Source organism: Streptomyces sp. NPDC001480, assembly GCF_042894725.1.
Lineage (GTDB): Bacteria > Actinomycetota > Actinomycetes > Streptomycetales > Streptomycetaceae > Streptomyces.
The window spans coordinates 88,522-112,653 of the sequence record NZ_JBIAVX010000013.1; the positions used below are offsets into that span (position 1 = coordinate 88,522).

Annotated in this window: 19 protein-coding genes, 1 tRNA gene and 1 riboswitch; of the genes, 11 read left to right on the forward strand and 9 right to left on the reverse strand. The window is 70.7% G+C overall.

Annotated elements, in window-relative coordinates; translation table 11 throughout:
* Positions 1-38: 38 nt before the first annotated feature.
* Positions 39-1,508: a YibE/F family protein gene (locus ACFY01_RS30515; protein ID WP_390738977.1), complete on the reverse strand. Its 1,470-nt coding sequence runs from the start codon at positions 1,506-1,508 to the stop codon at positions 39-41.
* A gap of 71 nt (positions 1,509-1,579) precedes the next feature.
* Positions 1,580-1,736: riboswitch (TPP riboswitch) on the forward strand.
* Here ACFY01_RS30515 and thiC point away from each other — a divergent pair.
* Entirely contained in the window at positions 1,729-3,513 is a 1,785-nt protein-coding gene (thiC, locus tag ACFY01_RS30520) for a phosphomethylpyrimidine synthase ThiC (RefSeq protein WP_390738978.1), read from the forward strand. It overlaps the preceding riboswitch by 8 nt.
* Before the next feature lie 55 nt (positions 3,514-3,568).
* On the opposite strand, the gene ACFY01_RS30525 is transcribed toward thiC, so the two are convergent.
* From ACFY01_RS30525 to ACFY01_RS30535, 3 genes are all read right to left on the reverse strand, one after another.
* Positions 3,569-4,435 carry a hypothetical protein gene (locus ACFY01_RS30525; protein ID WP_390738979.1) on the reverse strand — a complete coding sequence of 289 codons (867 nt, stop codon included), beginning with the start codon at positions 4,433-4,435 and terminating at the stop codon, positions 3,569-3,571.
* 182 nt (positions 4,436-4,617) lie between these two features.
* The gene (locus ACFY01_RS30530) at positions 4,618-5,691 is read right to left on the reverse strand and encodes a metallophosphoesterase family protein (RefSeq protein WP_390738980.1); all 1,074 of its coding nucleotides are present in this window, start codon (positions 5,689-5,691) and stop codon (positions 4,618-4,620) included.
* Between the two features lie 279 nt (positions 5,692-5,970).
* The gene (locus ACFY01_RS30535) at positions 5,971-7,083 is read right to left on the reverse strand and encodes a LacI family DNA-binding transcriptional regulator (RefSeq protein WP_390738981.1); all 1,113 of its coding nucleotides are present in this window, start codon (positions 7,081-7,083) and stop codon (positions 5,971-5,973) included.
* A 450-nt stretch (positions 7,084-7,533) separates the two neighbouring features.
* Here ACFY01_RS30535 and hisC point away from each other — a divergent pair, with 450 nt between their 5' ends.
* The 4 genes from hisC (at position 7,534) to cydD (ending at position 14,881) form a co-directional block, all read left to right on the forward strand.
* Complete coding sequence (hisC, locus tag ACFY01_RS30540) at positions 7,534-8,613, forward strand: histidinol-phosphate transaminase (protein ID WP_390738982.1); 1,080 nt, start codon at positions 7,534-7,536, stop codon at positions 8,611-8,613.
* Positions 8,614-8,764: 151 nt separating this feature from the next.
* Entirely contained in the window at positions 8,765-10,273 is a 1,509-nt protein-coding gene (locus ACFY01_RS30545; RefSeq protein ID WP_390738983.1) for a cytochrome ubiquinol oxidase subunit I, read from the forward strand.
* A gap of 27 nt (positions 10,274-10,300) precedes the next feature.
* Complete coding sequence (gene cydB / locus ACFY01_RS30550; protein ID WP_390738984.1) at positions 10,301-11,305, forward strand: cytochrome d ubiquinol oxidase subunit II; 1,005 nt, start codon at positions 10,301-10,303, stop codon at positions 11,303-11,305.
* A gap of 12 nt (positions 11,306-11,317) precedes the next feature.
* Positions 11,318-14,881 (forward strand): thiol reductant ABC exporter subunit CydD, encoded by a 3,564-nt coding sequence (cydD, locus tag ACFY01_RS30555; protein ID WP_390738985.1) that lies wholly within the window; start codon positions 11,318-11,320, stop codon positions 14,879-14,881.
* A 21-nt stretch (positions 14,882-14,902) separates the two neighbouring features.
* On the opposite strand, the gene ACFY01_RS30560 is transcribed toward cydD, so the two are convergent.
* The 5 genes from ACFY01_RS30560 to ACFY01_RS30580 all read right to left on the reverse strand — a co-directional run bounded on the left by ACFY01_RS30560 (position 14,903) and on the right by ACFY01_RS30580 (position 19,737).
* Positions 14,903-15,790 (reverse strand): Cof-type HAD-IIB family hydrolase, encoded by an 888-nt coding sequence (locus ACFY01_RS30560; protein ID WP_390738986.1) that lies wholly within the window; start codon positions 15,788-15,790, stop codon positions 14,903-14,905.
* 71 nt (positions 15,791-15,861) lie between these two features.
* A complete protein-coding gene (locus ACFY01_RS30565; RefSeq protein WP_390738987.1) occupies positions 15,862-16,773 on the reverse strand; it encodes an LLM class flavin-dependent oxidoreductase in 912 nt (303 codons plus the stop codon).
* 42 nt (positions 16,774-16,815) lie between these two features.
* Positions 16,816-17,277, reverse strand: a complete 462-nt coding sequence (locus ACFY01_RS30570; protein WP_390738988.1) for a hypothetical protein — start codon at positions 17,275-17,277, stop codon at positions 16,816-16,818.
* A gap of 12 nt (positions 17,278-17,289) precedes the next feature.
* The gene (locus ACFY01_RS30575) at positions 17,290-17,838 is read right to left on the reverse strand and encodes an RNA 2'-phosphotransferase (RefSeq protein ID WP_390738989.1); all 549 of its coding nucleotides are present in this window, start codon (positions 17,836-17,838) and stop codon (positions 17,290-17,292) included.
* A 141-nt stretch (positions 17,839-17,979) separates the two neighbouring features.
* A complete protein-coding gene (locus ACFY01_RS30580) occupies positions 17,980-19,737 on the reverse strand; it encodes an SDR family oxidoreductase (protein WP_390738990.1) in 1,758 nt (585 codons plus the stop codon).
* Positions 19,738-19,953: 216 nt separating this feature from the next.
* Between ACFY01_RS30580 and ACFY01_RS30585 the strand changes: the two genes are divergently transcribed.
* From ACFY01_RS30585 to ACFY01_RS30610, 6 genes are all read left to right on the forward strand, one after another.
* The gene (locus ACFY01_RS30585; RefSeq protein WP_390739112.1) at positions 19,954-20,919 is read left to right on the forward strand and encodes an ABC transporter ATP-binding protein; all 966 of its coding nucleotides are present in this window, start codon (positions 19,954-19,956) and stop codon (positions 20,917-20,919) included.
* Positions 20,909-21,826 (forward strand): ABC transporter permease subunit, encoded by a 918-nt coding sequence (locus ACFY01_RS30590; protein WP_390738991.1) that lies wholly within the window; start codon positions 20,909-20,911, stop codon positions 21,824-21,826. Before ACFY01_RS30585 ends, ACFY01_RS30590 begins: the two co-directional genes overlap by 11 nt.
* Positions 21,826-22,737, forward strand: a complete 912-nt coding sequence (locus tag ACFY01_RS30595; RefSeq protein ID WP_390738992.1) for an ABC transporter ATP-binding protein — start codon at positions 21,826-21,828, stop codon at positions 22,735-22,737. The genes ACFY01_RS30590 and ACFY01_RS30595 overlap by 1 nt, the downstream gene beginning before the upstream one ends.
* Positions 22,738-22,747: 10 nt before the next feature.
* Positions 22,748-23,467, forward strand: a complete 720-nt coding sequence (locus ACFY01_RS30600) for an ABC transporter permease subunit (protein WP_390738993.1) — start codon at positions 22,748-22,750, stop codon at positions 23,465-23,467.
* A 95-nt stretch (positions 23,468-23,562) separates the two neighbouring features.
* Positions 23,563-23,781, forward strand: a complete 219-nt coding sequence (locus ACFY01_RS30605; RefSeq protein ID WP_390738994.1) for a hypothetical protein — start codon at positions 23,563-23,565, stop codon at positions 23,779-23,781.
* A 258-nt stretch (positions 23,782-24,039) separates the two neighbouring features.
* Positions 24,040-24,127, forward strand: a tRNA-Ser gene (locus ACFY01_RS30610).
* Positions 24,128-24,132 lie beyond the last annotated feature (5 nt).

A 24,132-nucleotide genomic window follows, 5' to 3' on the forward strand; every position in this document is an offset into this window, starting at 1 on the left:
ACGCTTCTCCGCGGGCACCGTCGACTTCTGACGTGGCCTCACCGCTTGCGGCGCCTGCCCCGTCCGCCGCGTGCCGGAGCCGACGAGCTCGCGGCGGCCGCGGCCTTGACCGCACCCGGCTCCGTTCCCGGACGATCGGCCGCGACCACCAGGGCCGCGAGAGCGGTGGTGACCGGTACGGAGGCCACCAGACCGATCGAGCCCACCAGGGTGCGCACGATCTCCTCCGCCACCAGCTCGCTGTTGGCGACCGTTCCCACGCTGCTCTGTGCGATGGAGAACAGCAGCAGCAGTGGCAGCGCGGCACCCGCATAGGCCAGCACGAGTGTGTTGACCACGGATGCGATGTGGTCGCGGCCGATACGGATGGCCGCGCGGTACAGCCCCCGCCAGCCCATTGACGGATTGGCCTCGTGCAGCTCCCACACGGCCGAGGTCTGCGTCACCGTCACATCGTCCAGGACACCGAGCGAACCGATGATGACACCGGCGAGCAGCAGACCGCTCATGTCGATCGACGGATACAGACCGTGGATCAGACCGGTGCTGTCGTCGGTGTTGCCGGTGAGGGCGGCCCAGCCTATGAACAGCTTGCCGAGGACACCGATCAGGGACAGCGAGATCAGCGTGCCGAGGACCGCCACCGACGTACGGGCCGACAGACCATGGCACATGTAGAGCGCGATCAGCATGATGGCGCTGGCGCCGACCACCGCCACGATCAGCGGGTTCGACCCCTGGAGGATCGCGGGCAGGATGAAGAAGTTGAGGATGAGGAAGCTGATGGCCAGCGCGACCAGCGCCATGACGCCACGCATCCGTCCGACGACCACGACGACGAGTGCGAAGATCCCGGCCAGCAGCGCCATCGGGAAGCGCCGGTTGACGTCGGTCACCGAGTACTGGAGGTCCTTCGGCGCCGAGGGCTCGTAGGCGGCCACGACCTTCTCGCCCTGGTGCAGTTGTCGCGGCTGGTCCGGCTGCACGATCTCCGTGAACGTACGGCCCTTGTCCTTGCCGGTGTCGACCCTGATCGTCGCCTTCTTGCAGGTGCCACTCGTCTCCTGCTGCGCTGAACCGCCCCCGGCTGTGGAGGTGTCGCCGGTCGAGGCGCCTCCGGAGGCGTTCACCGACTTGCAGCTGACCTCGACGACCTTGGCGACCGTAGCCTGCTGGGTCTGCCGGTCGAAGCCGACCCCCGTCCGCTCGTGCGGAGGGGCGCCACCGGGCCAGAGAATCACGAGACCGACCGCTACCGCCGCGGTGAACGGGATCAGAACGGCCGCGATGACCTTGCGCAGATGCTTGGAGACCGGGGCCGCGGGGCCGTGGCTGTGACTGTGGGAGTGCCCGTGTCCCCCGCTGTGCCCGTGCCCTCCGCTGTGCCCGTGCCCTCCGCCGTGTCCGTGCCCTTCACCGGCCTCGCGGCCGAGTTCTGAGCCGTCGCCAGGGCCGTGCCCGTGCGGCGGCTCAGGGGGCGGGTATGGAGACTGCTGTGTCGTGGTCACCGCCCGATCATTGCAAGAACGGGCAGGGGGCACTGTTGACCGCGCCACAAATGACGCTAGCGTGGAGGCACCTTTGCACACGCGGGAGCTCGGAGCACCGGGCTGAGAGGGCGCTGACCTCCGTCTTCGCGATGTTTCACGTGGAACACCGAGAGACGGAAACCGCTGCGTCGACCGCCGAACCTGTTACCGGGTAATGCCGGCGTAGGGAGTAGGTCTCATGACCAACAAGGACGCACGCACGCCTGCCTCCACGCAGCTCTCCAGCGACGGGGAGGCCGGGAAGTCCATCGGCTGGCACAAGGGGTATGTCGAGGGCTCGCGCCCCGACCTGCGCGTGCCGGTCCGTCAGGTGCACCTCACCAACGGGCAGTCGGTCACGCTGTACGACACCTCAGGCCCGTACACCGATCCACTCGTCGAGACCGACGTCCGCAGGGGCCTGTCGCCGCTGCGGGAGAACTGGATCATCGGCCGCGGCGACACCGAGGAGTACGCGGGCCGACCTGTCCGTCCTGAGGACGACGGGATCAAGCACACCTCGCCCCGGGGTGGCCTGCGCAACCTCGACGCGGTCTTCCCCGGACGGCCCCGCCAGCCACGCAGGGGCCGGGACGGCCAGGCGGTCACCCAGCTCGCCTATGCCCGTCGAGGTGAGATCACGCCGGAGATGGAGTTCGTGGCGCTGCGGGAGAACGTTTCTCCCGAGGTCGTCCGCGAGGAGATCGCGGCCGGCCGGGCCGTGCTGCCCGCCAACGTCAACCACCCGGAGATCGAGCCGATGATCATCGGCAAGCGGTTCCTGGTGAAGGTCAACGCCAACATCGGCAACTCGGCGGTGACGTCCTCCATCGAGGAGGAGGTCGAGAAGATGACCTGGGCGACCCGCTGGGGCGCCGACACGGTCATGGACCTGTCCACCGGCCGCAACATCCACACCACCCGCGAGTGGGTGCTGCGCAACTCCCCCGTCCCCATCGGCACGGTGCCGCTCTACCAGGCCCTGGAGAAGGTCGACGGCAAGGCCGAGGAACTGACCTGGGACATCTACAAGGACACGGTCGTCGAACAGGCCGAGCAGGGCGTGGACTACATGACCGTCCACGCCGGCGTGCGTCTGGCGTACGTACCGCTGACCGCGAACCGCAAGACCGGCATCGTCTCGCGCGGCGGCTCCATCATGGCGGCCTGGTGCCTGGCGCACCACAAGGAGTCGTTCCTGTACGAGAACTTCGAGGAACTCTGCGAGATCCTGGCCGCCTACGACGTCACGTACTCGCTGGGCGACGGGCTCCGGCCCGGCTCGATCGCGGACGCCAACGACGAGGCGCAGTTCGCGGAACTCCGAACTCTCGGGGAACTCAACGGGATCGCCAAGCGTTTCAACGTACAGACCATGATCGAGGGCCCGGGACACGTCCCGATGCACAAGATCAAGGAGAACATCGACCTTCAGCAGGAGATCTGCGATGAAGCTCCGTTCTATACGCTCGGCCCGCTGACCACGGACGTCGCGCCGGCGTACGACCACATCACCTCCGGCATCGGTGCCGCGATGATCGCCTGGTGGGGCACGGCGATGCTCTGCTACGTCACGCCCAAGGAGCACTTGGGCCTGCCCAACCGTGACGACGTCAAGACCGGCGTCATCACCTACAAGATCGCCGCCCATGCAGCCGACCTCGCCAAGGGACACCCCGGTGCCCAGGAATGGGACGACGCGCTGTCCGACGCCCGCTTCGAGTTCCGGTGGGAGGACCAGTTCAACCTCGCCCTCGACCCGGACACGGCACGGGAGTTCCACGACGAGACACTTCCGGCCGAGCCCGCCAAGACGGCCCACTTCTGTTCCATGTGCGGGCCGAAGTTCTGCAGCATGAAGATCTCACACGACATCAGGCGTGAACACGGCGGAAGTCAGACCGAGATCGAGGAGGGCATGGCCCAGAAGTCGAAGGAGTTCGCGGCAGCGGGCAACAGGGTGTACCTGCCGATCGCGGACTGACACAGGGGCGCCGCCTGTCCGGCTTGCGCCCCCGCGCGGGGGCGCAAGCCGGGGGTCATTCCGGCTGGTGCTCCGGGCCGCCGAAGTCCGGGCTCGTGTAGTCCGGGCTGCTGAAACTCGGGCGCTGGCCCGGGGTGGTGCCGTCGTCCGGGCTGCTGAAACCCGGCCGGTCGTAGCCGAGCCGGGGCATGCGCCCGGGCGGCGCCGGCGGGGTCATGCGGTGCAGTGCGCTGGTGCCGGGGGCGGCGAGTGCCTCCTGGAGAAAGGGCAGGATCCCGCGCTCCAGCAGGGCCTCGTGCCAGGCGTCCCTGGCCCGGGTCACTTCCGCGGTCGCCTCCCCGTGCGGTCCGTCCTCGAGCGAGGGGCTGTTGCGCAGGGCGGTGAGGAGCAGGCCGACGGCGGCGACCAGGATCGCGGCCGCCGTCAAGGCACCGAACACCCAGCCGGTGGTGATCATCGTCTGGGCGAAGGCCGGAGCCGGGTCCAGCATCTTCAGGATGTAGCCGACGAGGAGGAAGATCGCCGCGGCGGTGCCGGCGAGCACGGGAGCGAGGACGGCGACGATGGCGACGGCGCCCGCGCCGGCGGTCTCGGCGGCCTCGCCGAGGGAGGTGGCGAGCCCCATCGGAGCCGTGCCGGGCTCCGTGGACTCGGACAGGGGAACGGAGGACTGGGTGGGCGGCGCCGGCCGGCGCAGTTCCTCGCGGACCTTCACGTAGTGCTGGTACTCGGTCGCCGCGGCCGCCGTGATGAGTGCGGTGGCGTTGAGCGCCATGGTGCGCAGTTGTTCGGGGTTGAGCCGCTGTCCTACAGCGACCAGTTCCGGGCGGTGTGGTGCGGAGCGCAGCGCCTCATCGAGGATCCGCTCGTATTCCTGGCGGTCCTCGTTCAGCAGGTGCTGCGGAACGCTGTTCATGTGCATCCCCCGATGCTCCGTAGGGCTTGGGGCTCGCACGTCGACGAGCCGTCGGGCAGAAACGGAGGGGAGCCTGCTACGGATAAGCCGATGGTAGAGCCGTCACGGCGCGTGGTGACAGGGGGTTGCCGGAAATTGGGTGCCGGCCTGCACGAACGCCGCCGGGGGAACACCTGCCCGGCGAACGTTCAGCCACCCAGGGGAAGTTGCTGGACCAGCAGCTTTCCGGCCATGGTCACTCCGCCGTCCATCGCGATGGCCAGCCCGTCCGCGTAGACGTGGGGTCCCTCGACCACGGGGCCGGTGTCCTCGTCCTCTTCCTCGGAGCCGACCTCGCCCAGGAGGTAGGGGATGGGGCTGTGGCCGTGAACGATGCGGGTGCCGCCGTACGTATCGAGGAGGGAGCGCACTGCTTCGGCGCCGCCCTCGCGGAAGGAGAAGCGCTTGGTGAACTTGCGGAACAGGTCCCAGACCTCGTCCGCGTCGTTGCGCGTGATGGTCTCGCGGACGGTGTCGTTGACCTCTTCGATGGAGTCGCCGTAGTCGAGATAGGCGGTGGTGTCGGAGTGCACGAGCAGGTAGCCGTCGACCTCCTCGACGGCGTCCAGGCGGGCCATCCACTGCAAGTGGTGGTCCTGGAGGCGGTCCATGTCGGTCTTCTGGCCGCCGTTGAGCAGCCAGGCCGCCTGGAAGGTGGCGGTGCCGGCGCCCGAGTTGACGGGGGTGTCGCCGAACCGCTTGGCGCCGAGCAGCAGCAGCTCGTGGTTGCCCATGAGTGCCTTGCAGTAGCCGCCGGCGGCGGCGGCCTCGGCGGACAGCCGCATGACCAGGTCGATGACGCCGATGCCGTCCGGGCCGCGGTCGGTGAAGTCACCGAGGAACCACAGCCGGGCGGTGCCCGCGCACCACTGGCCGGCGGCGTCGATCAGGCCCTTCTCCTGGAGGGCGGCGATCAGCTCGTCGAGATAGCCGTGCACGTCGCCGACGACGTACAGCGGGCCTGGTCCGGTGGTGGGCTGCGCGGTCGGCGCGGGGCCCGGTTCGGGGGTCACCTGGACAGTGTCGCCCCGGTTGATGACGGGCAGGTCGCGCTCGGTGGGCGTGTACCCCTCGGGGTACGCCTCCTCGACGGTGGGGACGGTGTCACCGGGGTGGGTGCTGCGCACGTACGGACCGGTCTCGTGGACGTACGCGGGCACCCGGAAGTCGCGCAACGTCGCCGTCCGCTCCACCTCGGGTCCCTGACCGGCCCCCTGAGTCATCAGACCCCTCCACCATCGCGCCGCAGCTGCACCGCATCGGACTGCCTGGTCGCAGCGGCCCGCGGTGTCGTGGGCCCATCATAGGAATGCGGATCGCGCCGTGTGATGACCCAGGGGTGGTGAATCGGAGCAAGACGCCAGTTCACTGCGGCTTTCGCCCCGTTTGGGCCGGGGTTCGGACGGCTGTTGATTCCGGTGCCGGCCGCCTGTGGTCCCCCCTCGGGCCTCCTCGGCGCGTCTGCGGGCACTTCCCCTCCGTCACGGCGCCGGGACCGGCTGTCAGCTCCTCTCCGGCGCGCGGGGCGGGCTGATGGTCGTCCGGGGCGGCCGGCGCTGGGAGGAGGTGCGCACGATCAGCTCCGTCGGTATCACCTGCTCGACCGGGTGGTCCGACTCCACGCCCTCGATGGCGTCGATGAGGAGCTGGACCACGGCTGTGCCGATGCGGCGCGGCTTGAGGGAGAGCGTGGTGATGGGCGGCTCGGTGTTGGCGTACACGGTGGACTCGCTGCAGCAGACCAGGAGCAGGTCGTCCGGGACGCGCAGGCCGTAGCGGCGGGCGGCGGCGAGCAGGTCGGTGCCGTTCGGGTCGAACAGGCCGTAGACGGCGTCCGGCCGGTCGGGCCGGGCGAGCAGCCGGTCGGCGGCGACGGCGCCGGCGCAGGGGTCGTGCGCCGGGTAGGCCTCGTACACCGGGTCCTGGCCGACCCGCTCGCACCAGTTCAGGTACGCGGTGGTCGACAGGTGGGTGTAGGTGTCCGTGGTCGTTCCGGTGAGCAGGCCGATCCTGCGGGCCCCGGCGGCGGCGAGGTGGTCCAGGATGCCGAGGACCGCGGCCTCGTGGTCGTTGTCGACCCAGGCGGTGACCGGCAGGGCCCCGGCGGGGCGGCCGTCCGAGACGACCGGCAGGCCCTGCCGGACCAGCTCGCTGACCACGGGATCCTGGTCGGAGGGGTCGATGACGACCGTGCCGTCCAGGGCGACGTTCGACCACACGTCGTGGCGGGAGGTCGCGGGCAGGATCACCAGGGCGTAGCCGCGGGCGAGCGCGGCCGAGGTGGCCGCGCGGGCCATCTCGGCGAAGTACGCGAACTCCGTGAAGGTGAAAGGTTCATCCCCGTAGGTCGTCACGGTCAGGCCGATCAGACCGGATTTGCCGGTACGGAGTGTGCGGGCGGCGGCCGAGGGGCGGTACCCCAGCCGGTCGGCGACCTCGCGGACATGGCGGCGGGTGGCGTCCGGGAGCCGGCCCTTGCCGTTGAGGGCGTCGGAGACGGTCGTGATGGAGACCCCGGCGGCGGCGGCAACGTCTCTGATGCCCGCCCGGCCCGGCCGACTGCCTCGACGTGAGGTTTCCGCGCGGCTCACCTGGTGCTTCCCTGCTGCTGTCATGGCGAGCCGATAGTAGGGCTCATGCGGTGGGGTAGTGCGGACGCATATGCACGCGTTGACAGGCACGTTTCTGCATGGTCAGAGAGGGATAACTACCTTGGAAATAAAGGTAGTTGAACGTTCCAGGGGCAAGACGTGACGCGTCGGCGCGTATAGGCCTGCCAAGTGTCCGATGTTTCGAAGAGGTCTCAACTCACCTTCACGGGTGATGCGCGCCAGGGCGCGAGCCACCGGCGCATAGATATATGTGGGGCACGCCCCCCGATACGTGCGCCTTGGGGTGGTGATGCCCGTGATGCCGGTCTGGCGGAACGCATCGTTCAGCGAGCCGGGCCGAGCCGTACGAGGTCATCGCTCAGCTGTACGCAGAAAGGCCGAATCCTCTTAAGGTGAGGAGTATTGGAAGCCGGCGGCGCTGACGGTCCGCCGGTGGTCGCGAGGAGGACTGCGGTGAGCGAGACGAGCCCCAAGCTGCGCGCCGAGCTGGAGGGTATCCCCACCTACAAGCCGGGCAAGCCGGCCGCGGCCGGTGGACCGGTCGCGTACAAGCTGTCCTCCAACGAGAACCCCTACCCGCCGCTGCCCGGGGTGATGGAGACCGTGACGGCGGCGGCCTGCTCGTTCAACCGCTACCCGGACATGGCGTGCTCCGGCCTGGTGGAGGAGTTGTCGGACCGCTTCGGCGTGCCCGCCTCCCACCTGGCCACCGGCACCGGTTCCGTGGGTGTCGCCCAGCAGCTGATCCAGGCCACCAGCGGGCCGGGCGACGAGGTCATCTACGCCTGGCGGTCCTTCGAGGCGTACCCGATCATCACGCAGATCAGCGGGGCGCGGTCGGTGCAGGTGCCGCTCACGCCGGGCGATGTGCACGACCTGGACGCGATGGCGGACGCGATCACCGACCGGACCCGGCTGATTTTCGTCTGCAACCCCAACAACCCGACGGGCACCGTCGTGCGGCGGGCCGAGCTGGAGCGCTTCCTCGACCGGGTGCCCCACGATGTGCTGGTGGTGCTGGACGAGGCCTACCGGGAGTTCATCCGGGACCCCGAGGTGCCCGACGGCGTCGAGTTCTACCGGAGCCGGCCGAACGTCTGCGTGCTGCGGACCTTCTCCAAGGCGTACGGTCTCGCCGGGCTGCGGGTCGGCTTCGCGATCGCCCATGAGCCGGTGGCGGCGGCACTGCGGAAGACGGCGGTGCCCTTCGGCGTGAGTCAGCTGGCGCAGGAGGCGGCGATCGCCTCGCTGCGCGCGGAGGACGAGCTGCTCGGCCGGGTCGGCTCGCTGGTGTGCGAGCGCAACCGCGTTGTCGACGCGCTGCGCGCCCAGGGCTGGACCGTGCCCGAGACCCAGGCCAACTTCGTGTGGCTGCGGCTGGGGGAGCGCACGGTCCCGTTCGCGCAGGCCTGCGAGCAGCACGGTGTCGTGATCCGGCCGTTCCCGGGTGAGGGCGTGCGGGTGACGGTCGGGGAGACCGAGGCGAACGACATCTTCCTGAAGGTGGCGGAAGAGTTCCGCAAGGAGGCCTAGACGGGCCGTGGGCCGACCGGATCCTGCCTGGTGGGACCGGTCGGCCCGGCTGAAAGACCCCCCGCCTCTCCGGTGCCGAAGGGCCATGCGTCATAATGGCTTGTGAATGTGAACGCATTCACAAGCTCGTCGATGTAAGGAGGCCGGCGACGTGGAGTTGGCTTTGGCGCCGGAGACGCTGGCGCGCTGGCAGTTCGGCATCACCACCGTCTACCACTTCCTGTTCGTCCCCCTGACGATCTCGCTGGCCGCCCTCACGGCCGGGCTGCAGACGGCGTGGGTGCGCACGGAGAAGGAGAAGTACCTCAAGGCCACCAAGTTCTGGGGCAAGCTCTTCCTGATCAACATCGCGATGGGGGTCGTCACCGGCATCGTGCAGGAGTTCCAGTTCGGTATGAACTGGTCCGACTACTCGCGCTTCGTCGGCGACATCTTCGGCGCCCCGCTCGCCTTCGAGGCCCTGATCGCGTTCTTCTTCGAGTCCACCTTCATCGGCCTGTGGATCTTCGGCTGGGACAAGCTGCCCAAGAAGATCCACCTGGCCTGCATCTGGATGGTCTCGCTCGGCACGATCCTGTCGGCGTACTTCATCCTTGCGGCCAACTCGTGGATGCAGCACCCCGTCGGCTACCGGATCAACAAGGCGAAGGGCCGCGCCGAGCTCACCGACTTCTGGGCGGTGCTGACCCAGAACACCGCGCTGAGCCAGGCCTTCCACACCCTCTCCGCGGCCTTCCTGACCGGCGGCGCCTTCATGGTGGGCATCGCCGCCTACCACCTCACCCGCAAGAAGCACATCCGCGAGATGAAGACCGCACTGCGGCTCGGCCTGGTCACGGTCGTCATCGCGGGTCTGCTCACCGCGGTCAGCGGTGACGTCCTCGGCAAGGTGATGTTCAAGCAGCAGCCGATGAAGATGGCGGCCGCCGAGGCGCTGTGGGACGGCCAGAAGCCGGCGCCGTTCTCGATCTTCGCCTACGGCGATGTCGACAAGGGCCACAACACAGTGGCCATCGAGATACCGGGCCTGCTGTCCTTCCTCGCCAACGACGACTTCACCTCGTCGGTCCCCGGCATCAACGACGTCAACAAGGCCGAGCAGCAGAAGTTCGGGCCCGGTGACTACCGGCCCAACATCCCCGTCGCCTTCTGGGGCTTCCGCTGGATGATCGGCTTCGGCATGGCGTCCTTCGCCATCGGCCTGGCCGGGCTGTGGCTGACCCGCAAGAAGTTCCTGCTGCCGCAGCACCTGCGGGTCGGCGACGACGAGGTGCCGCATCTGGTCCTGCTCCCCAACAAGGCACTCGGCCCCAAGCTCACCACCTGGTACTGGCGCATCGCCATCTGGACGCTGGCCTTCCCGCTGATCGCCAACTCCTGGGGCTGGATCTTCACCGAGATGGGCCGCCAGCCGTGGGTCGTCTACGGCGTCCTCCAGACCCGCCAGGCCGTCTCCCCCGGTGTCTCCCAGGGCGAGGTCCTCACCTCGATGATCGTCTTCACCACGCTGTACGCCGTCCTCGCCGTCGTCGAGGTCAGGCTGCTCGTGAAGTACGTCAAGGCCGGGCCGCCCGAGCTCACCCAGGACGACCTCAACCCGCCCACGAAGATCGGCGGCGACACCCGTGACGCCGACAAGCCGATGGCCTTCTCGTACTAGGCCTCGGGTCAAGGGAGCTGCACTGTCATGGAACTTCACGACGTCTGGTTCGTCCTGATAGCCGTCCTGTGGACCGGCTACTTCTTCCTCGAGGGTTTCGACTTCGGGGTCGGCATCCTCACCAAGCTGCTCGCCCGTGACCGGCCCGAGCGGCGGGTGCTGATCAACACCATCGGTCCCGTCTGGGACGGCAACGAGGTGTGGCTGCTCACTGCGGGCGGCGCGACCTTCGCCGCCTTCCCCGAGTGGTACGCCACCCTGTTCTCCGGCTTCTACCTGCCGCTGCTGGTCATCCTGGTCTGTCTGATCGTCCGGGGCGTCGCCTTCGAGTACCGCGCGAAGCGGCCCGAGGAGAGCTGGCAGCGCAACTGGGAGACGGCGATCTTCTGGACCTCGCTGGTCCCGGCCTTCCTGTGGGGCGTGGCCTTCGGCAACATCGTGCGGGGCGTGAAGATCGACCAGCACTTCGAGTACACCGGGAACCTGGTGGACCTGCTGAACCCCTACGCGCTGCTCGGCGGACTCGTCACCCTGACGCTGTTCACCTTTCACGGCGCGGTGTTCACGGCCCTGAAGACCGTCGGCGACATCCGGATGCGGGCACGGAAGACCGCTCTCAGGGTCGGCCTCGTCGCCGCCGCGCTGGCGCTGGCCTTCCTGCTGTGGACGCAGGCCGACAGCGGTGACGGCAAGAGCCTGGTCGCTCTGATCGTGGCGGTCGCGGCGCTGGTCACGGCGCTCGTCGCGAATCAGGCCGGGCGCGAGGGATGGTCGTTCGCCTTGTCCGGGGTCACCATCGTGGCCGCGGTCGCGATGCTCTTCCTGTCGCTCTTCCCGAACGTCATGCCGTCCACGCTCAACGAGCACTGGAGCCTCACGGTCACCAACGCCTCGTCCAGCCCGTACACCCTGAAGATCATGACCTGGTGCGCGGCGATCGCCACCCCGATCGTGCTGCTGTACCAGGGATGGACGTACTGGGTGTTCCGGAAGCGGATCGGGACCCAGCACATCGCCGAAGCCGCGCACTGAGGTGTGTTTCACGTGAAACCGATCGATCCGCGTCTCCTCCGGTACGCCCGTGCCACCCGGCTGTTCCTGGTGGCGGTCGTCGGCCTGGGCGCCATCGGGGCGGGGCTGGTCATCGCCCAGGCCATGCTCATCGCCGAGGTGGTCGTCGGTGCTTTCCAGCACGGTCGGCCGGCCGCCGAAGTGAGCACTCCCCTGCTGCTGTTGGCGGCCGTGGCGGTCGGCCGCGCCCTGGTCTCCTGGCTGACCGAGCTGGCCGCGCACCGGGCCAGTGCGGCGGTGAAGTCGGAACTGCGCGGGCGGCTCCTGGAACGGGCGGCGGCGCTCGGTCCCGGCTGGCTGAGCGGGCAGCGGACCGGTTCGCTGGTCACGCTGGCCACCCGGGGCGTCGACGCGCTGGACGACTACTTCTCGCGCTACCTGCCGCAGTTGGGGCTCGCCGTGGTCGTACCGGTCGCGGTGCTGGCGCGGATCGTCACCGAGGACTGGGTGTCGGCGGCCATCATCGTCGGCACGCTGCCGCTCATCCCGCTCTTCATGGTGCTGATCGGCTGGGCCACCCAGTCCCGCATGGACCGCCAGTGGCGGCTGCTGTCCCGGCTATCAGGGCACTTCCTGGACGTCGTGGCCGGGCTGCCCACGCTGAAGGTGTTCGGGCGGGCCAAGGCGCAGGCCGATTCCATCCGGCGCATCACCGGCGAGTACCGGCAGGCGACCATGCGGACCCTGCGGATCGCCTTCATCTCCTCCTTCGCGCTGGAACTGCTCGCCACGCTGTCGGTCGCGCTGGTCGCCGTGACGATCGGCATGCGCCTGGTCCACGGCGACCTGGACCTCTACACCGGCCTGGTCATCCTGGTGCTGGCGCCGGAGGCGTATCTGCCGCTGCGCCAGGTCGGCGCCCAGTACCACGCGGCGGCGGAGGGGCTCGCGGCGGCGGAGGACATCTTCGCCGTGCTGGAGACGCCCGTTCCGGCGACCGGGACCGGTGCGGTGCCGTCGGGTGCCGGGTCATCGGGTGCCGGGTCATCGGGTGCTGGGTCGTCGGGTGCGACGGGCCTCGAGGTGGCCTTCGAGGGGGTGACCGTCCGCTATCCCGGGCGCTCCGGGGACGCGGTGACGGATGTGTCCTTCACGGTCGAACCCGGGGAGACCGTGGCGCTGGTCGGGCCCAGCGGCGCGGGCAAGTCGACGCTGCTGAACGTGCTGCTGGGGTTCGTGCGGCCCGATGCGGGCCGGGTGCGGATCGGGGGAGCCGATCTGGCCGGCCTCGATCCCGTGCAGTGGCGGTCGCGGGTCGCGTGGGTGCCGCAGCGGCCTCACCTGTACGCCGGGACGATCGCGGAGAACGTACGGCTGGCCCGCCCCGACGCGGACGACGACGCGGTACGCCGGGCGCTGCGGGACGCGGGGGCGCTGGAGTTCGTGGACGCGCTGCCCGAAGGCGTCGAGACGTTGCTCGGCGAGGACGGGGCCGGGCTGTCCGCCGGCCAGCGCCAGCGGCTCGCGCTGGCCCGGGCCTTCCTCGCCGACCGGCCCGTGCTGCTGCTGGACGAGCCGACGGCCGCGCTGGACGGCGCGACGGAGGCCGACGTGGTGGCGGCGGTCCGGCGACTGGCCGTGGGGCGGACCGTGCTGCTGGTGGTGCACCGGCCGGCGCTGCTGGAGATGGCGGACCGGGTGGTGCGGCTGGCGGAGGCCGAGGCACCCACGCCGTCGGCCCCCCGGTCGCGGACGTCCACGGCCACTGCTACGGGACAGGCGCCGAACGGCACCCTCGCGGAGATCGAGCCGGAGACGGACCTCGCGGTGTCCTCGGGGGGCATCCTCGGCCGCGTCCGTGCCCTCGCCGGCCCCCGCCGCGCACGGCTCGCGCTGGCGCTCGTGCTCGGATCGCTGGCGTCCGGCAGCGCCGTGGGGCTGATGGCGACCTCCGGGTGGCTCATCTCCCGGGCCTCGCAGCAGCCGCCCGTGCTGTACCTGATGGTGGCCGTGACGGCGACGCGGGCCTTCGGGATCGGGCGGGCGGTGTTCCGGTACGCGGAGCGGCTGGTGTCGCACGACGCCGTGCTGCGGATGCTGGCCGACGCCCGGGTCGCCGTGTACCGGCGGCTGGAGCGGCTGGCCCCCGCCGGGCTGCGGCGGACCCGGCGGGGCGACCTGCTGACCCGGCTGGTCGCCGACGTGGACGCGTTGCAGGACTACTGGCTGCGCTGGCTGCTGCCCGCCGGTGTCGCGGTGGCCGTCTCCGCCGCCTCCGTCGGCTTCACCGCGTGGCTGCTCCCCGAAGCCGGGGCGGCGCTCGCGGCGGGGCTGCTGGCCGCCGGGGCCGGGGTGCCGCTGCTGACCGGTGCCGTGGCCCGGCGCGCCGAGCGGCGGCTGGCACCCGCCCGGGGAGTGCTCGCGACCCGGGTGACCGACCTGCTGACCGGCACCGGCGAGCTGACCGTCGCCGGTGCTCTGCCCGCCCGTACGGAGGAGGCGCGGCGCGCGGACGGCACCCTCACCCGAATCGCGCGGCGCGCCGCCGTCGCCACCGCGCTCGGGGACGGGCTCACCGCGCTGTGCTCCGGCCTGACCGTCGCCGCCACCGCCCTGCTGGGCGCCCAGGCGGTCGCCGGGGGCCGGCTGAGCGGCGTGGCGATGGCGGTGGTCGTCCTCACCCCTCTGGCCGCCTTCGAGGCCGTACTGGGCATGCCGCTCGCCGTGCGGTACCGGCAGCGGGTGCGCCGGAGCGCGGAGCGCGTGTACGAGGTGCTGGACGCGCCCGAGCCCGTACGGGAACCGGAACGACCCCTGAAGGCGCCCGCGTCGCCGTTCCCGGTCGTCCTCGACGGGCTGACAGCCCGCTACCCGGGAGCGGACCGGGACGCCCTTGCGGGGCTGGACCTGACGCTCGCCGAGGGGCGGCGCGTGGCCGTCGTCGGACCGTCCGGAGCCGGCAAGACGACCCTCGCCCAGGTGCTGCTGAGGTTCCTCGATCCGCGGGCGGGCTCCTGGACGCTGGCGGGTGTCGACGCCCGCGCGCTCGACGGCGACGACGTGCGGCGGCTGGTCGGGCTGTGCGCGCAGGACGCGCACCTCTTCGACAGCTCCGTGCGCGAGAACCTGCTGCTGGCGAGGAAGGACGCCACCGAGGCGGAGCTGCGGGACGTGCTCGGGCGGGCCCGGCTGCTCGACTGGGTGGACGGGCTGCCCCACGGGCTCGACACGCTGGTCGGCGAGCACGGGGCGCGGCTGTCGGGCGGTCAGCGGCAGCGGCTGGCGCTGGCCCGTGCGCTGCTGGCCGACTTCCCCGTGCTGGTGCTCGACGAGCCGGCCGAACACCTGGACCTGCCGACGGCCGACGCGCTGACCGCCGATCTGCTGGCCGCCACCGAGGGCCGTACGACACTGCTCATCACGCACCGGCTGGCCGGGCTGGAGGCGGTGGACGAGGTGGTCGTGCTGGACGGGGGGCGCGTGGTGCAGCGAGGGACGTACGCCGAGCTGGCCGCTGTGGACGGTCCGCTGCGCGGGATGGCTCAGCGGGAGGCGGCGGCGCAAGCGCCGGCGAAAGCACCGGCCGGCGCCCGCTGACGAACCCGGTGTCCTGGGCCGTTACAGCCGTTCCGCCAGCAGCCGCTCGATGACGACGGCGACCCCGTCCTCGTTGTTGGCCACCGTCCGTCCCGAGGCGGCGGCCACCACGGCCGGGTGGGCGTTGCCCATGGCGTAGGACCGGCCCGCCCAGGTCAGCATCTCCACGTCGTTGGGCATGTCCCCGAAGGCGACGACCTCCTCGTGCGAGATCCCGCGCTCGGCGCAGCACAGGGCGAGCGTGCTGGCCTTGGAGACACCGGGGCCGCTGATCTCCAGCAGGGCGCTGGGGCTGGAGCGGGTGACGGTGGCCCGGTCGCCGATGGCGAGGCGGGCGAGGGTGAGGAAGGCGTCGGGGTCCAGCGTGGGGTGGTAGGCCAGGATCTTCAGGACGGGCTCGTCGGGGGCCGCGCCTCCGGGGGCCAGCAGGTCCTCGGCGGGCGCGAGGTCGTCCGGTATCTCCATGTGGAGCTTCGGGTAGTCCGGCTCCTGGTGGAAGCCGTACGTCTGCTCGATCGCGTACACCGTGCCCGGGGCCGCGTCGCGCAGCAGACGTACCGCGTCGAGCGCGTTGGGCCTGGCCAGCTCGCGCACCTTCACGAACTGGTGGGTGCCGGGGCCGCCGTGCAGATCGACCACGGCGGCGCCGTTGCCGCAGATCGCCAGGCCGTGGCCGTGGACGTGCTCGCTGACGACGTCCATCCAGCGGGCGGGGCGGCCGGTGACGAAGAAGACCTCGATCCCGGCCTCCTCGGCGGCGGCCAGCGCGGCGACCGTGCGGGGGGAGACCGACTTGTCGTCGCGCAGCAGGGTGCCGTCGAGATCGGTGGCGATCAGCCGCGGCGGGACGGCGCGGGGCGGGGTCTCTGGCTGTCGAGTCGCTGAGGTCACCGCGCCATTCTCGCGCATATGCCCGCACGGCCGTGCGGGACCTCGCACAGATGAGTCACAGTCGGTTCACGGACCGCACTCGGCCGAGGTCAGCGCAGCTGTGCCGGGGCCTCCATGGCGATCTGCTCGAAGACCTTCTCGTCGGCGGCGAAGACGGAGTCGGGGATGGGCCAGTGGATCACGATCTCGGTGAAGCCCAGCTCCTGGTGCCGGCCCGCGAAGTCCACGAAGGCGTCCAGGGACTGAAGGGGGCGGCCGCGGTCCGGGGTGAAGCCGGTGAGCAGGATCTTCTCCAGGCCGGCCGGGTCCCGGCCGATCGCGGCGCAGGCGTCGGCCAGTTTCCCGGCCTGCCCGCGCAGGGCCTCGACCGACTGCTCGGGCGTGCCGTTCTCGTACAGCCTGGGGTCGCCGGTGGTCACCCACGCCTGGCCGTGCCGTGCGGCGAGCCTCAGGCCGCGCGGGCCGGTGGCGGCCACGGCGAAGGGCAGCCGGGGGCGCTGGACGCAGCCGGGTATGTTGCGGGCCTCGTGCGCCGAGTAGAAGTCGCCCTCGTACGACACCCCGGCCGGGCCGTCCTCGGTCAGCAGCCGGTCCAGCAGCGGGACGAACTCGGCGAGCCGGTCGGCCCGCTCGCGCGGGGTCCAGGGGTCCTGCCCGAGCGCGGTGGCGTCGAAGCCGGTGCCGCCCGCGCCGATGCCGAGGGTGACCCGGCCGCCGGAGATGTCGTCGAGGGAGATCAGCTCCTTGGCCAGCGTCACCGGGTGCCGGAAGTTCGGCGAGGTCACCAGCGTGCCCAGCCGGAGCCGGTCAGTGAGGGACGCGGCGGCGGTCAGTGTCGGTATCGCACCGAACCAGGGGCCGTCGCGGAAGCTGCGCCAGGACAGGTGGTCGTAGGTGTACCCCGTGTGGAAGCCCAGCTGCTCGGCCCGCATCCAGGCCGAACGGCCGCCCTCGCTCCAGCGGCGGTACGGAAGGATCACGGTGCTCAGACGCAGACTCATGAGCTCGAGCCTAAGGGCCGGAGCCTGTTCCACGTGAAACGGTCACCGCACGCGGCTGCTCAGCCACGGAGTGAGGCTGAGCAGCGGCATGTACTCCTTGTGCGTACGGTCACCGGGGAGCGGGACGACCAGGAGGTAGCCCGGCGGGAAGCGGCGCGCCTTGACGTACGCCAGGTCGCCGAAGACGGAGCGGAGGAAGGCGGGCACGTCCTCGCGTGGGATGTCGGGGCACTCGACGCCCTCGACGGCGATCAGTGCGTCGTCCTCGGGATACAGCCGCACGGTCACCCTGGGAGCACCGCCGAACTCGACGAAGGCCTCGTGCGGGAGCGAGCCGTCGGGGTCGGTGGTGACACCGACACCCGCCGCGGTGCGGCGCGAGGTCTGGTCGGCGCCGATGTCATGCGTGACCTTCATCTCACGTGCGTACTCGTCGGCGATCGCCCGGCAGGCGGCGACGGCGGCTTCCGTCGTCGGGAGGTGGTGGTCCATATGACTGATCATGCCGGACAGGGGTCAGTGCGACCCGGGAAACCGCAGGTACTGCGGCGGGACAGCCTTCGTCAGCCACACTCCGTTCGCGCTGACGTGGAAGACGTGGCCGTCGCGGTGCATGGCGGCCGCGTCGACGGGGAGGACGACGGGCCGGCCGCGGCGGGCGCCGACCCGCTCGGCCGTCGCGCGGTCGGCCGACAGATGCACGTCGTGCCGGTCCATGGGCCGCAGGCCCTCGGTGCGGATCGCGTCCAGGTTGCGGGCCACGGTGCCGTGGTAGAGGTACGCCGGCGGTGTCGCCGGGGGCAGCCCGAGGTCGACGTCGACGCTGTGGCCCTGGCTGGCGCGGATCCGGGTGTCTTCGACCGCGAACCGCTTCTTGTCGTTGACGGCCACCACGTGGTCGAGTTCCTCGCGCGTGAACCGGAACCCGTGCGCGGTGGCCGCGGCGATCAGCGTGTCGATCTCGACCCAGCCACTCGCGTCGAGCGTGAGGCCGATCCGCTCGGGCTGGTGGCGCAGGTGCTTCGAGAGGTACTTCGACACCTTCACGATGCGTCTTTCGTCCATCCCCTCAGCATGGCGGGAGAGACGTGAATCACGCATTTGGTTTTGCCGTCGAGGTTTGGTCCACAAGCAAGTGCGTTTATCCACAGGCCAGTTGCTGAGCCTGTGGACAACTAGCGGTTCTTCCAGGGGAGTTCGCCCTGATCACAAGCGCGGCTCCACCCGGGCGAGCGCCCGCAGCGCCCCGGGCAGGAAGCGGGACACCAGGTGCATGGCACGGGCCTCCGGGGTCACCGGAACCAGGGGCCTGTTGCGGGCCACCGCGTCCAGGACGGCGTCGGCGACCTTCTCCGGCGGGAAGTTGCGCAGGCCGTACAGGCGGGCGGTCCGCTTCCGGCGCCGGCTCTGCTCCTCGGCGTCCACGCCCGCGAAGACGGCCGTCGACGTGATGTTCGTGTTGACGAAGCCGGGGCAGACCGCCGTCACACCGATGCCCTGGCCGGCCAGCTCCGCCCGCAGGCACTCGCTCAGCATGAGCACCGCCGCCTTGGACGTGCTGTAGGCGGGCAGCGCCCGGGACGGCTGGTACGCAGCCGCCGAGGCGATGTTGACGATGTGGCCGCCCTGCCCGCGCTCGGCCATCCGCGCGCCGAAGAGGCGGCAGCCGTGGATGACGCCCCACAGGTTCACGTCCAGGACCTTGCGCCAGTCCTCCGTCGTCGTGGCGAAGAAGGAGCCGGACAGGCCGATGCCCGCGTTGTTGACCAGCACGTCGACCACGCCGTGCTCGGCGGCGACCCGCTCGGCCAGTTTCTCCATGGCCTGCTCGTCGCAGACGTCGACCGGTTCCGCCCAGGCTTCCGGCGCGCCGTGCAGCCGGGACAGTTCCGCGGTACGGGCGGCGGACTCCGCGTCCCGGTCGACGGCCAGCACGCGCGCGCCGGCCTCCGCGAACGCGAGCGCCGTGGCCCGCCCGATGCCGCTGCCCGCGCCGGTCACCAGGACCAGCTGACCGGCGAAGCGGTCGGCGTGGCGGCCGGTCGGCCTCGGCGCGGGGCGGCCGTCCTCGACGCCCGAGACGAACTCCCCGATCCAGGCGGCCAGCTGGTCGGGCCGGGTGCGGGGAATCCAGTGCCCGGCCGGGAGCGTGCGGCGGGTCAGCCGCGGAACCCACTGCTCCAGGTCGTCGTACAACCGCTCCGACAGGAACACGTCCTCCAGGGGCGTGACGAGCTGCACGGGTGCGTGCGCGTACGCGTCCGGGCGGGGCCTGCGCAGCCGGAACCGTACGTTGTCCCGGTACAGCCAGGCGCCGTGCGCCGCGTCCACGGGCAGGGACCCGGTGGGATAGTCGTCACCGGGGAGCTTCTCCACCCGTCGCAGGACCTTCGGCCACTGCTTGGCCAGCGGGCCGCGCCAGGCCAGCTCGGGCAGGGCCGGGGTGTGCAGCAGGTACACGTACCAGGACCGGGCGCCCTGGCCGAGGACCTGGCCCACGCGGCGGGGCGTCGGGCGCTTCACGCGCGCGTTGATCCAGTGCCCGAAGTGGTCCAGGGACGGCCCGGACATCGAGGTGAAGGACGCGATCCGGCCCTTGGTGCGCTCCACCGTGACGAACTCCCAGGACTGCACCGAGCCCCAGTCGTGCCCGACGAGGTGCACCGGCCGGTCCGGGCTGACCGCGTCGGCCACCGCCAGGAAGTCGTCCGTGAGCTTGGCCAGGGTGAAGCCGCCGCGCAGCGGTCGCGGCGCCGTGGAGCGGCCGTGGCCCCGGACGTCGTACAACACGACGTGGAAGCGGTCGGCGAGGCGGACCGCGACCTCGGACCAGACCTCCTTGCTGTCCGGATAGCCGTGCACCAGGACGACCGTCGGCCGTTCCGGGTCCCCGAGCTCCACCACGCACAGCTCGACCCCGCCCGTGCGCACCCGGCGCTCCCGCGCGCCCTCCAGCGTCGTCACTTCGCCTCCGCCCGCCGTCGGCTCTGGCCGCGCAGCCTGCCCGCGACCCCGGTTTCACGCGACTGTTCCAGTTGTTAGACCAAGCGTCAACAGTGCGGTCGGCCGTGCGACTTCAGGGTTACCCCTAAGGCCCCGTACGACTGGAGTCTGATGCCAAGACTGCTCTCCGGTCTGACGTCCGGCGTGGCCCCCGTCACTACCTTCTTGGATGTGACTGTGATCGCGACCGAAAGCCTGAGCAAGCGGTTCCCCCGGGTGACCGCGCTTGACCGGCTCTCCGTGGACGTGGGACCCGGTGTGACGGGGCTCGTGGGTGCCAACGGAGCCGGCAAGTCCACACTGATCAAGATCCTGCTGGGTCTGTCCCCCGCCACGGAGGGCCACGCCGAGGTGCTCGGCCTCGACGTCGCCACCAAGGGCGCCACCATCCGCGAGCGGGTCGGCTACATGCCGGAGCACGACTGCCTGCCGCCCGACGTCTCGGCCACCGAGTTCGTCGTGCACATGGCCCGCATGTCCGGCCTGCCGCCGGCCGCCGCCCGCGAGCGCACCGCCGACACCCTGCGCCACGTCGGCCTGTACGAGGAGCGCTACCGCCCCATCGGCGGCTACTCGACCGGCATGAAGCAGCGCGTGAAGCTCGCCCAGGCCCTGGTGCACGACCCCCAGCTGGTCTTCCTCGACGAGCCGACCAACGGCCTCGACCCGGTCGGCCGTGACGAGATGCTCGGCCTCATCCGCCGCATCCACACCGACTTCGGCATCTCGGTCCTGGTCACCTCGCACCTCCTGGGCGAACTCGAGCGCACCTGCGACCACGTCGTCGTCATCGACGGCGGCAAGCTGCTGCGCTCCAGCTCCACCACCGACTTCACCCAGACCACGACCACCCTCGCGATCGAGGTCACCGACAGCGACACCCACTCCGACGGCACCCGCGCGGTCCGCGAGGCGCTCCACGCGCGCGGGGTGGACACCCACGCCGAGGGCGCCGGCCTGCCCGGCGCCGGACACATCCTGCTGCTGACCGCCTCCGGCGAGGAGACGTACGACCTCGTACGCGACACCGTCGCCGAGCTCGGACTCGGCCTGGTGCGCATGGAACAGCGACGGCACCACATCTCCGAGGTGTTCACCAGCAGCGACGAGCAGCGGAAGGAGGCCGTCGGCCATGGCGGTTGAGCATCCCCCGGCAGCGCCTTCGACACCGGGCGACCAGACCCGTATCCACAACATCGGCTACCGCAGCTACGACGGCCCCCGCCTGGGCCGCGGCTACGCCCGCCGCTCTTTGTACTCGCAGTCCCTGCGCGGCGCCTACGGCCTCGGCCGCTCGGCGAAGTCCAAGGTGCTGCCGATGCTGCTGTTCGCGGTGATGTGCGTGCCCGCGGCCATCATGGTGGCCGTGGCCGTCGCCACCAAGGCGCACGAGCTGCCGCTGTCCTACACCCGCTACGCGATCGTCATGCAGGCCGTGATCAGCCTGTACGTCGCCTCCCAGGCACCCCAGTCCGTCTCGCGCGACCTGCGCTTCAAGACCGTACCGCTGTACTTCTCGCGGCCCATCGAGACCGCCGACTACGTACAGGCGAAGTTCGCGGCGCTCGCCTCGGCGATGTTCATCCTCACCGGCGCCCCGCTGCTCGTGATGTACATCGGCTCGCTGCTGGCCAAGATGGGCTTCGCCCACCAGACCAAGGAATTCGCCCAGGGACTGGTCGCCGTGGCCCTGCTCTCGCTGCTCTTCGCCGGCATCGGCCTGGTCATCGCCGCCGTCACCCCGCGCCGCGGCTTCGGCATCGCCGCCGTGATCGCCGTGATGACCATCTCCTACGGCGCCGTCACCACGCTCCAGGCCATCGCCTACAACCAGGGGGGCAGCAGCAGCGCCGTCCCGTGGATCGGCCTGTTCTCACCGGTCACCCTGATCGACGGGGTGCAGTCCGCCTTCCTCGGCGGCACCTCGGCCTCCCCCGGCGGAGTGGGCCCGTCCAGCGGACAGGGCGTCGTGTACGTCCTCGTCACCCTGGCCCTGATCGCCGCCGCCTACGGCCTCCTGATGCGCCGCTACAAGAAGGTGGGCCTCTGATGACCACGCTCTCCATCGACCACGTCTCCCGCTGGTTCGGCAACGTGGTCGCCGTCAACGACATCACCATGACCATCGGCCCCGGCGTCACCGGCCTGCTCGGCCCCAACGGCGCCGGAAAGTCCACCCTGATCAACATGATGGGCGGCTTCCTCGCCCCCTCCACCGGCACCGTCACCCTCGACGGGCAGCCGGTGTGGCGCAACGAGGAGATCTACAAGCACATCGGCATCGTCCCCGAGCGCGAGGCGATGTACGACTTCCTCACCGGCCGCGAGTTCGTCGTCGCCAACGCCGAACTGCACGGCCTGGGGGACAGGGCCGCCCAGCGCGCCCTGGCCACGGTCGAGATGGAGTACGCGCAGGACCGGAAGATCTCCACCTACTCCAAGGGCATGCGGCAGCGCGTGAAGATGGCCTCCGCGCTGGTCCACGACCCGTCCCTGCTCCTGCTGGACGAGCCCTTCAACGGCATGGACCCGCGCCAGCGCATGCAGCTGATGGACCTGCTGCGCCGGATGGGCGACGAGGGCCGCACGGTGCTGTTCTCCTCCCACATCCTCGAAGAGGTCGAGCAGCTCGCCTGGCACATCGAGGTCGTCGTCGCCGGACGGCACGCGGCCAGCGGCGACTTCCGCAAGATCCGCCGCCTGATGACCGACCGCCCCCACCGCTACCTGGTCCGCTCCAGCGACGACCGCGCCCTCGCGGCCGCGCTGATCGCCGACCCGTCGACCTCCGGCATCGAGGTCGACCTCACCGAGGGCGCGCTGCGCATCCAGGCCGTCGACTTCGGCCGCTTCACCACCCTGCTGCCGAAGGTCGCCAGGGACCACGGCATCCGGCTGCTCACGGTCTCGCCGTCCGACGAGTCCCTCGAGTCCGTCTTCTCGTACCTGGTCGCGGCGTAGGAGGCCCACGATGTACGACCCCACAGTCGCCCGGCTCACCTACCGGGCCCTGCTCGGCCGGCGCCGGGCCCTCATCCTGGGCGCCCTGCCCCTGCTGCTCATCGTGATCTCCGTGGCCGTACGCGCGCTGACCGGAGCCGACGACCAGACGGCCGCCGACGTCCTCGGCGGCTTCGCGCTCGCCACGATGGTGCCGATCATCGGTGTCATCGCCGGCACGGGAGCGATCGGACCGGAGATCGACGACGGCTCGGTGGTGTACCTGCTGTCCAAGCCGCTGAAGCGCCCGACGATCATCCTCACCAAGCTGATCGTGGCGATCGCCGTGACCATGGTGTTCTCCGCGGTGCCGACGATGATCGCGGGCCTGATCCTGAACGGCAACGGCCAGCAGATCGCCGTCGCCTACACGGTGGCCGCGCTGGTCGCCTCGATCGCCTACGCGGCGCTCTTCCTGCTGCTCGGCACGGTGTCCCGGCACGCCGTCGTGTTCGGGCTCGTCTACGCCCTCGTCTGGGAGGCCCTGTTCGGCTCCCTGGTGCCCGGCGCGCGCACGCTGAGCGTCCAGCAGTGGTCGCTGGCCGTCGCCCACAAGGTCGCCGGCGGGGACCTGGTCACCTCGGACGTCTCACTGGCCACGGCTTCGGTGCTGCTGGTCGCGGTCACCGTGCTGGCCACCTGGTACGCCGGCCAGAAGCTGCGGTCGCTGACGCTGGCGGGCGAGGAGTAGGCGGGCGAGGAGCAGGCGCGGACGGCGTCCTGACGGGGACTTCACCTCCGTCCGCGCACACTGGACAAAGCGGATGAACGGCTGGGAGGACGGGGATGGCAGAGGAGACACCGGAGAGCGGCGTCTGGGACGAGCTCGTCCTGGACGAGGACTTCGTACGGGCCGCCGAGACCTCCGAGCCGTCCGCCCGCGCCCGGATGCTCGCCGCCCGCTGGCGCGCCGGGTCACCGGAGCCGCAGCCCTGGCGATCGGACGAGCCGCCGGCCGGGTGGTTCTTCAGCAAGGCGCGCCGTCGCAGGTGGCGGCGCCGGTAGTGGCCCGTAAATAAGTGGCGTCCAACTCGGTGTACCGGCACAGTGGTTGTGTCCACACCGCCGGTCGGGGAACCGGCGCCACGTTCTGGGAGAGGAGCCGGGCGATGTCCATGCACGACAGTACGTCCGGATCCCGACAGGGCAGCCCGCGGCGGGCTCCGGTGTAGTTACCCCACCGTGGAGCCCGTCCCGCACGGGGCGCTGCCCGGGGCGGTCGCTTCGAGCACGCGATGTCGCTCTCGCGTGGACCGCCCACCCGGAGGATTGGCCGAGTGGTAAGGCACAGGCTTGCTAAGCCTAGGTCGGGCCTGAAAAGCCCGCGCACGTTCGATCCGTGCATCCTCCGCACAG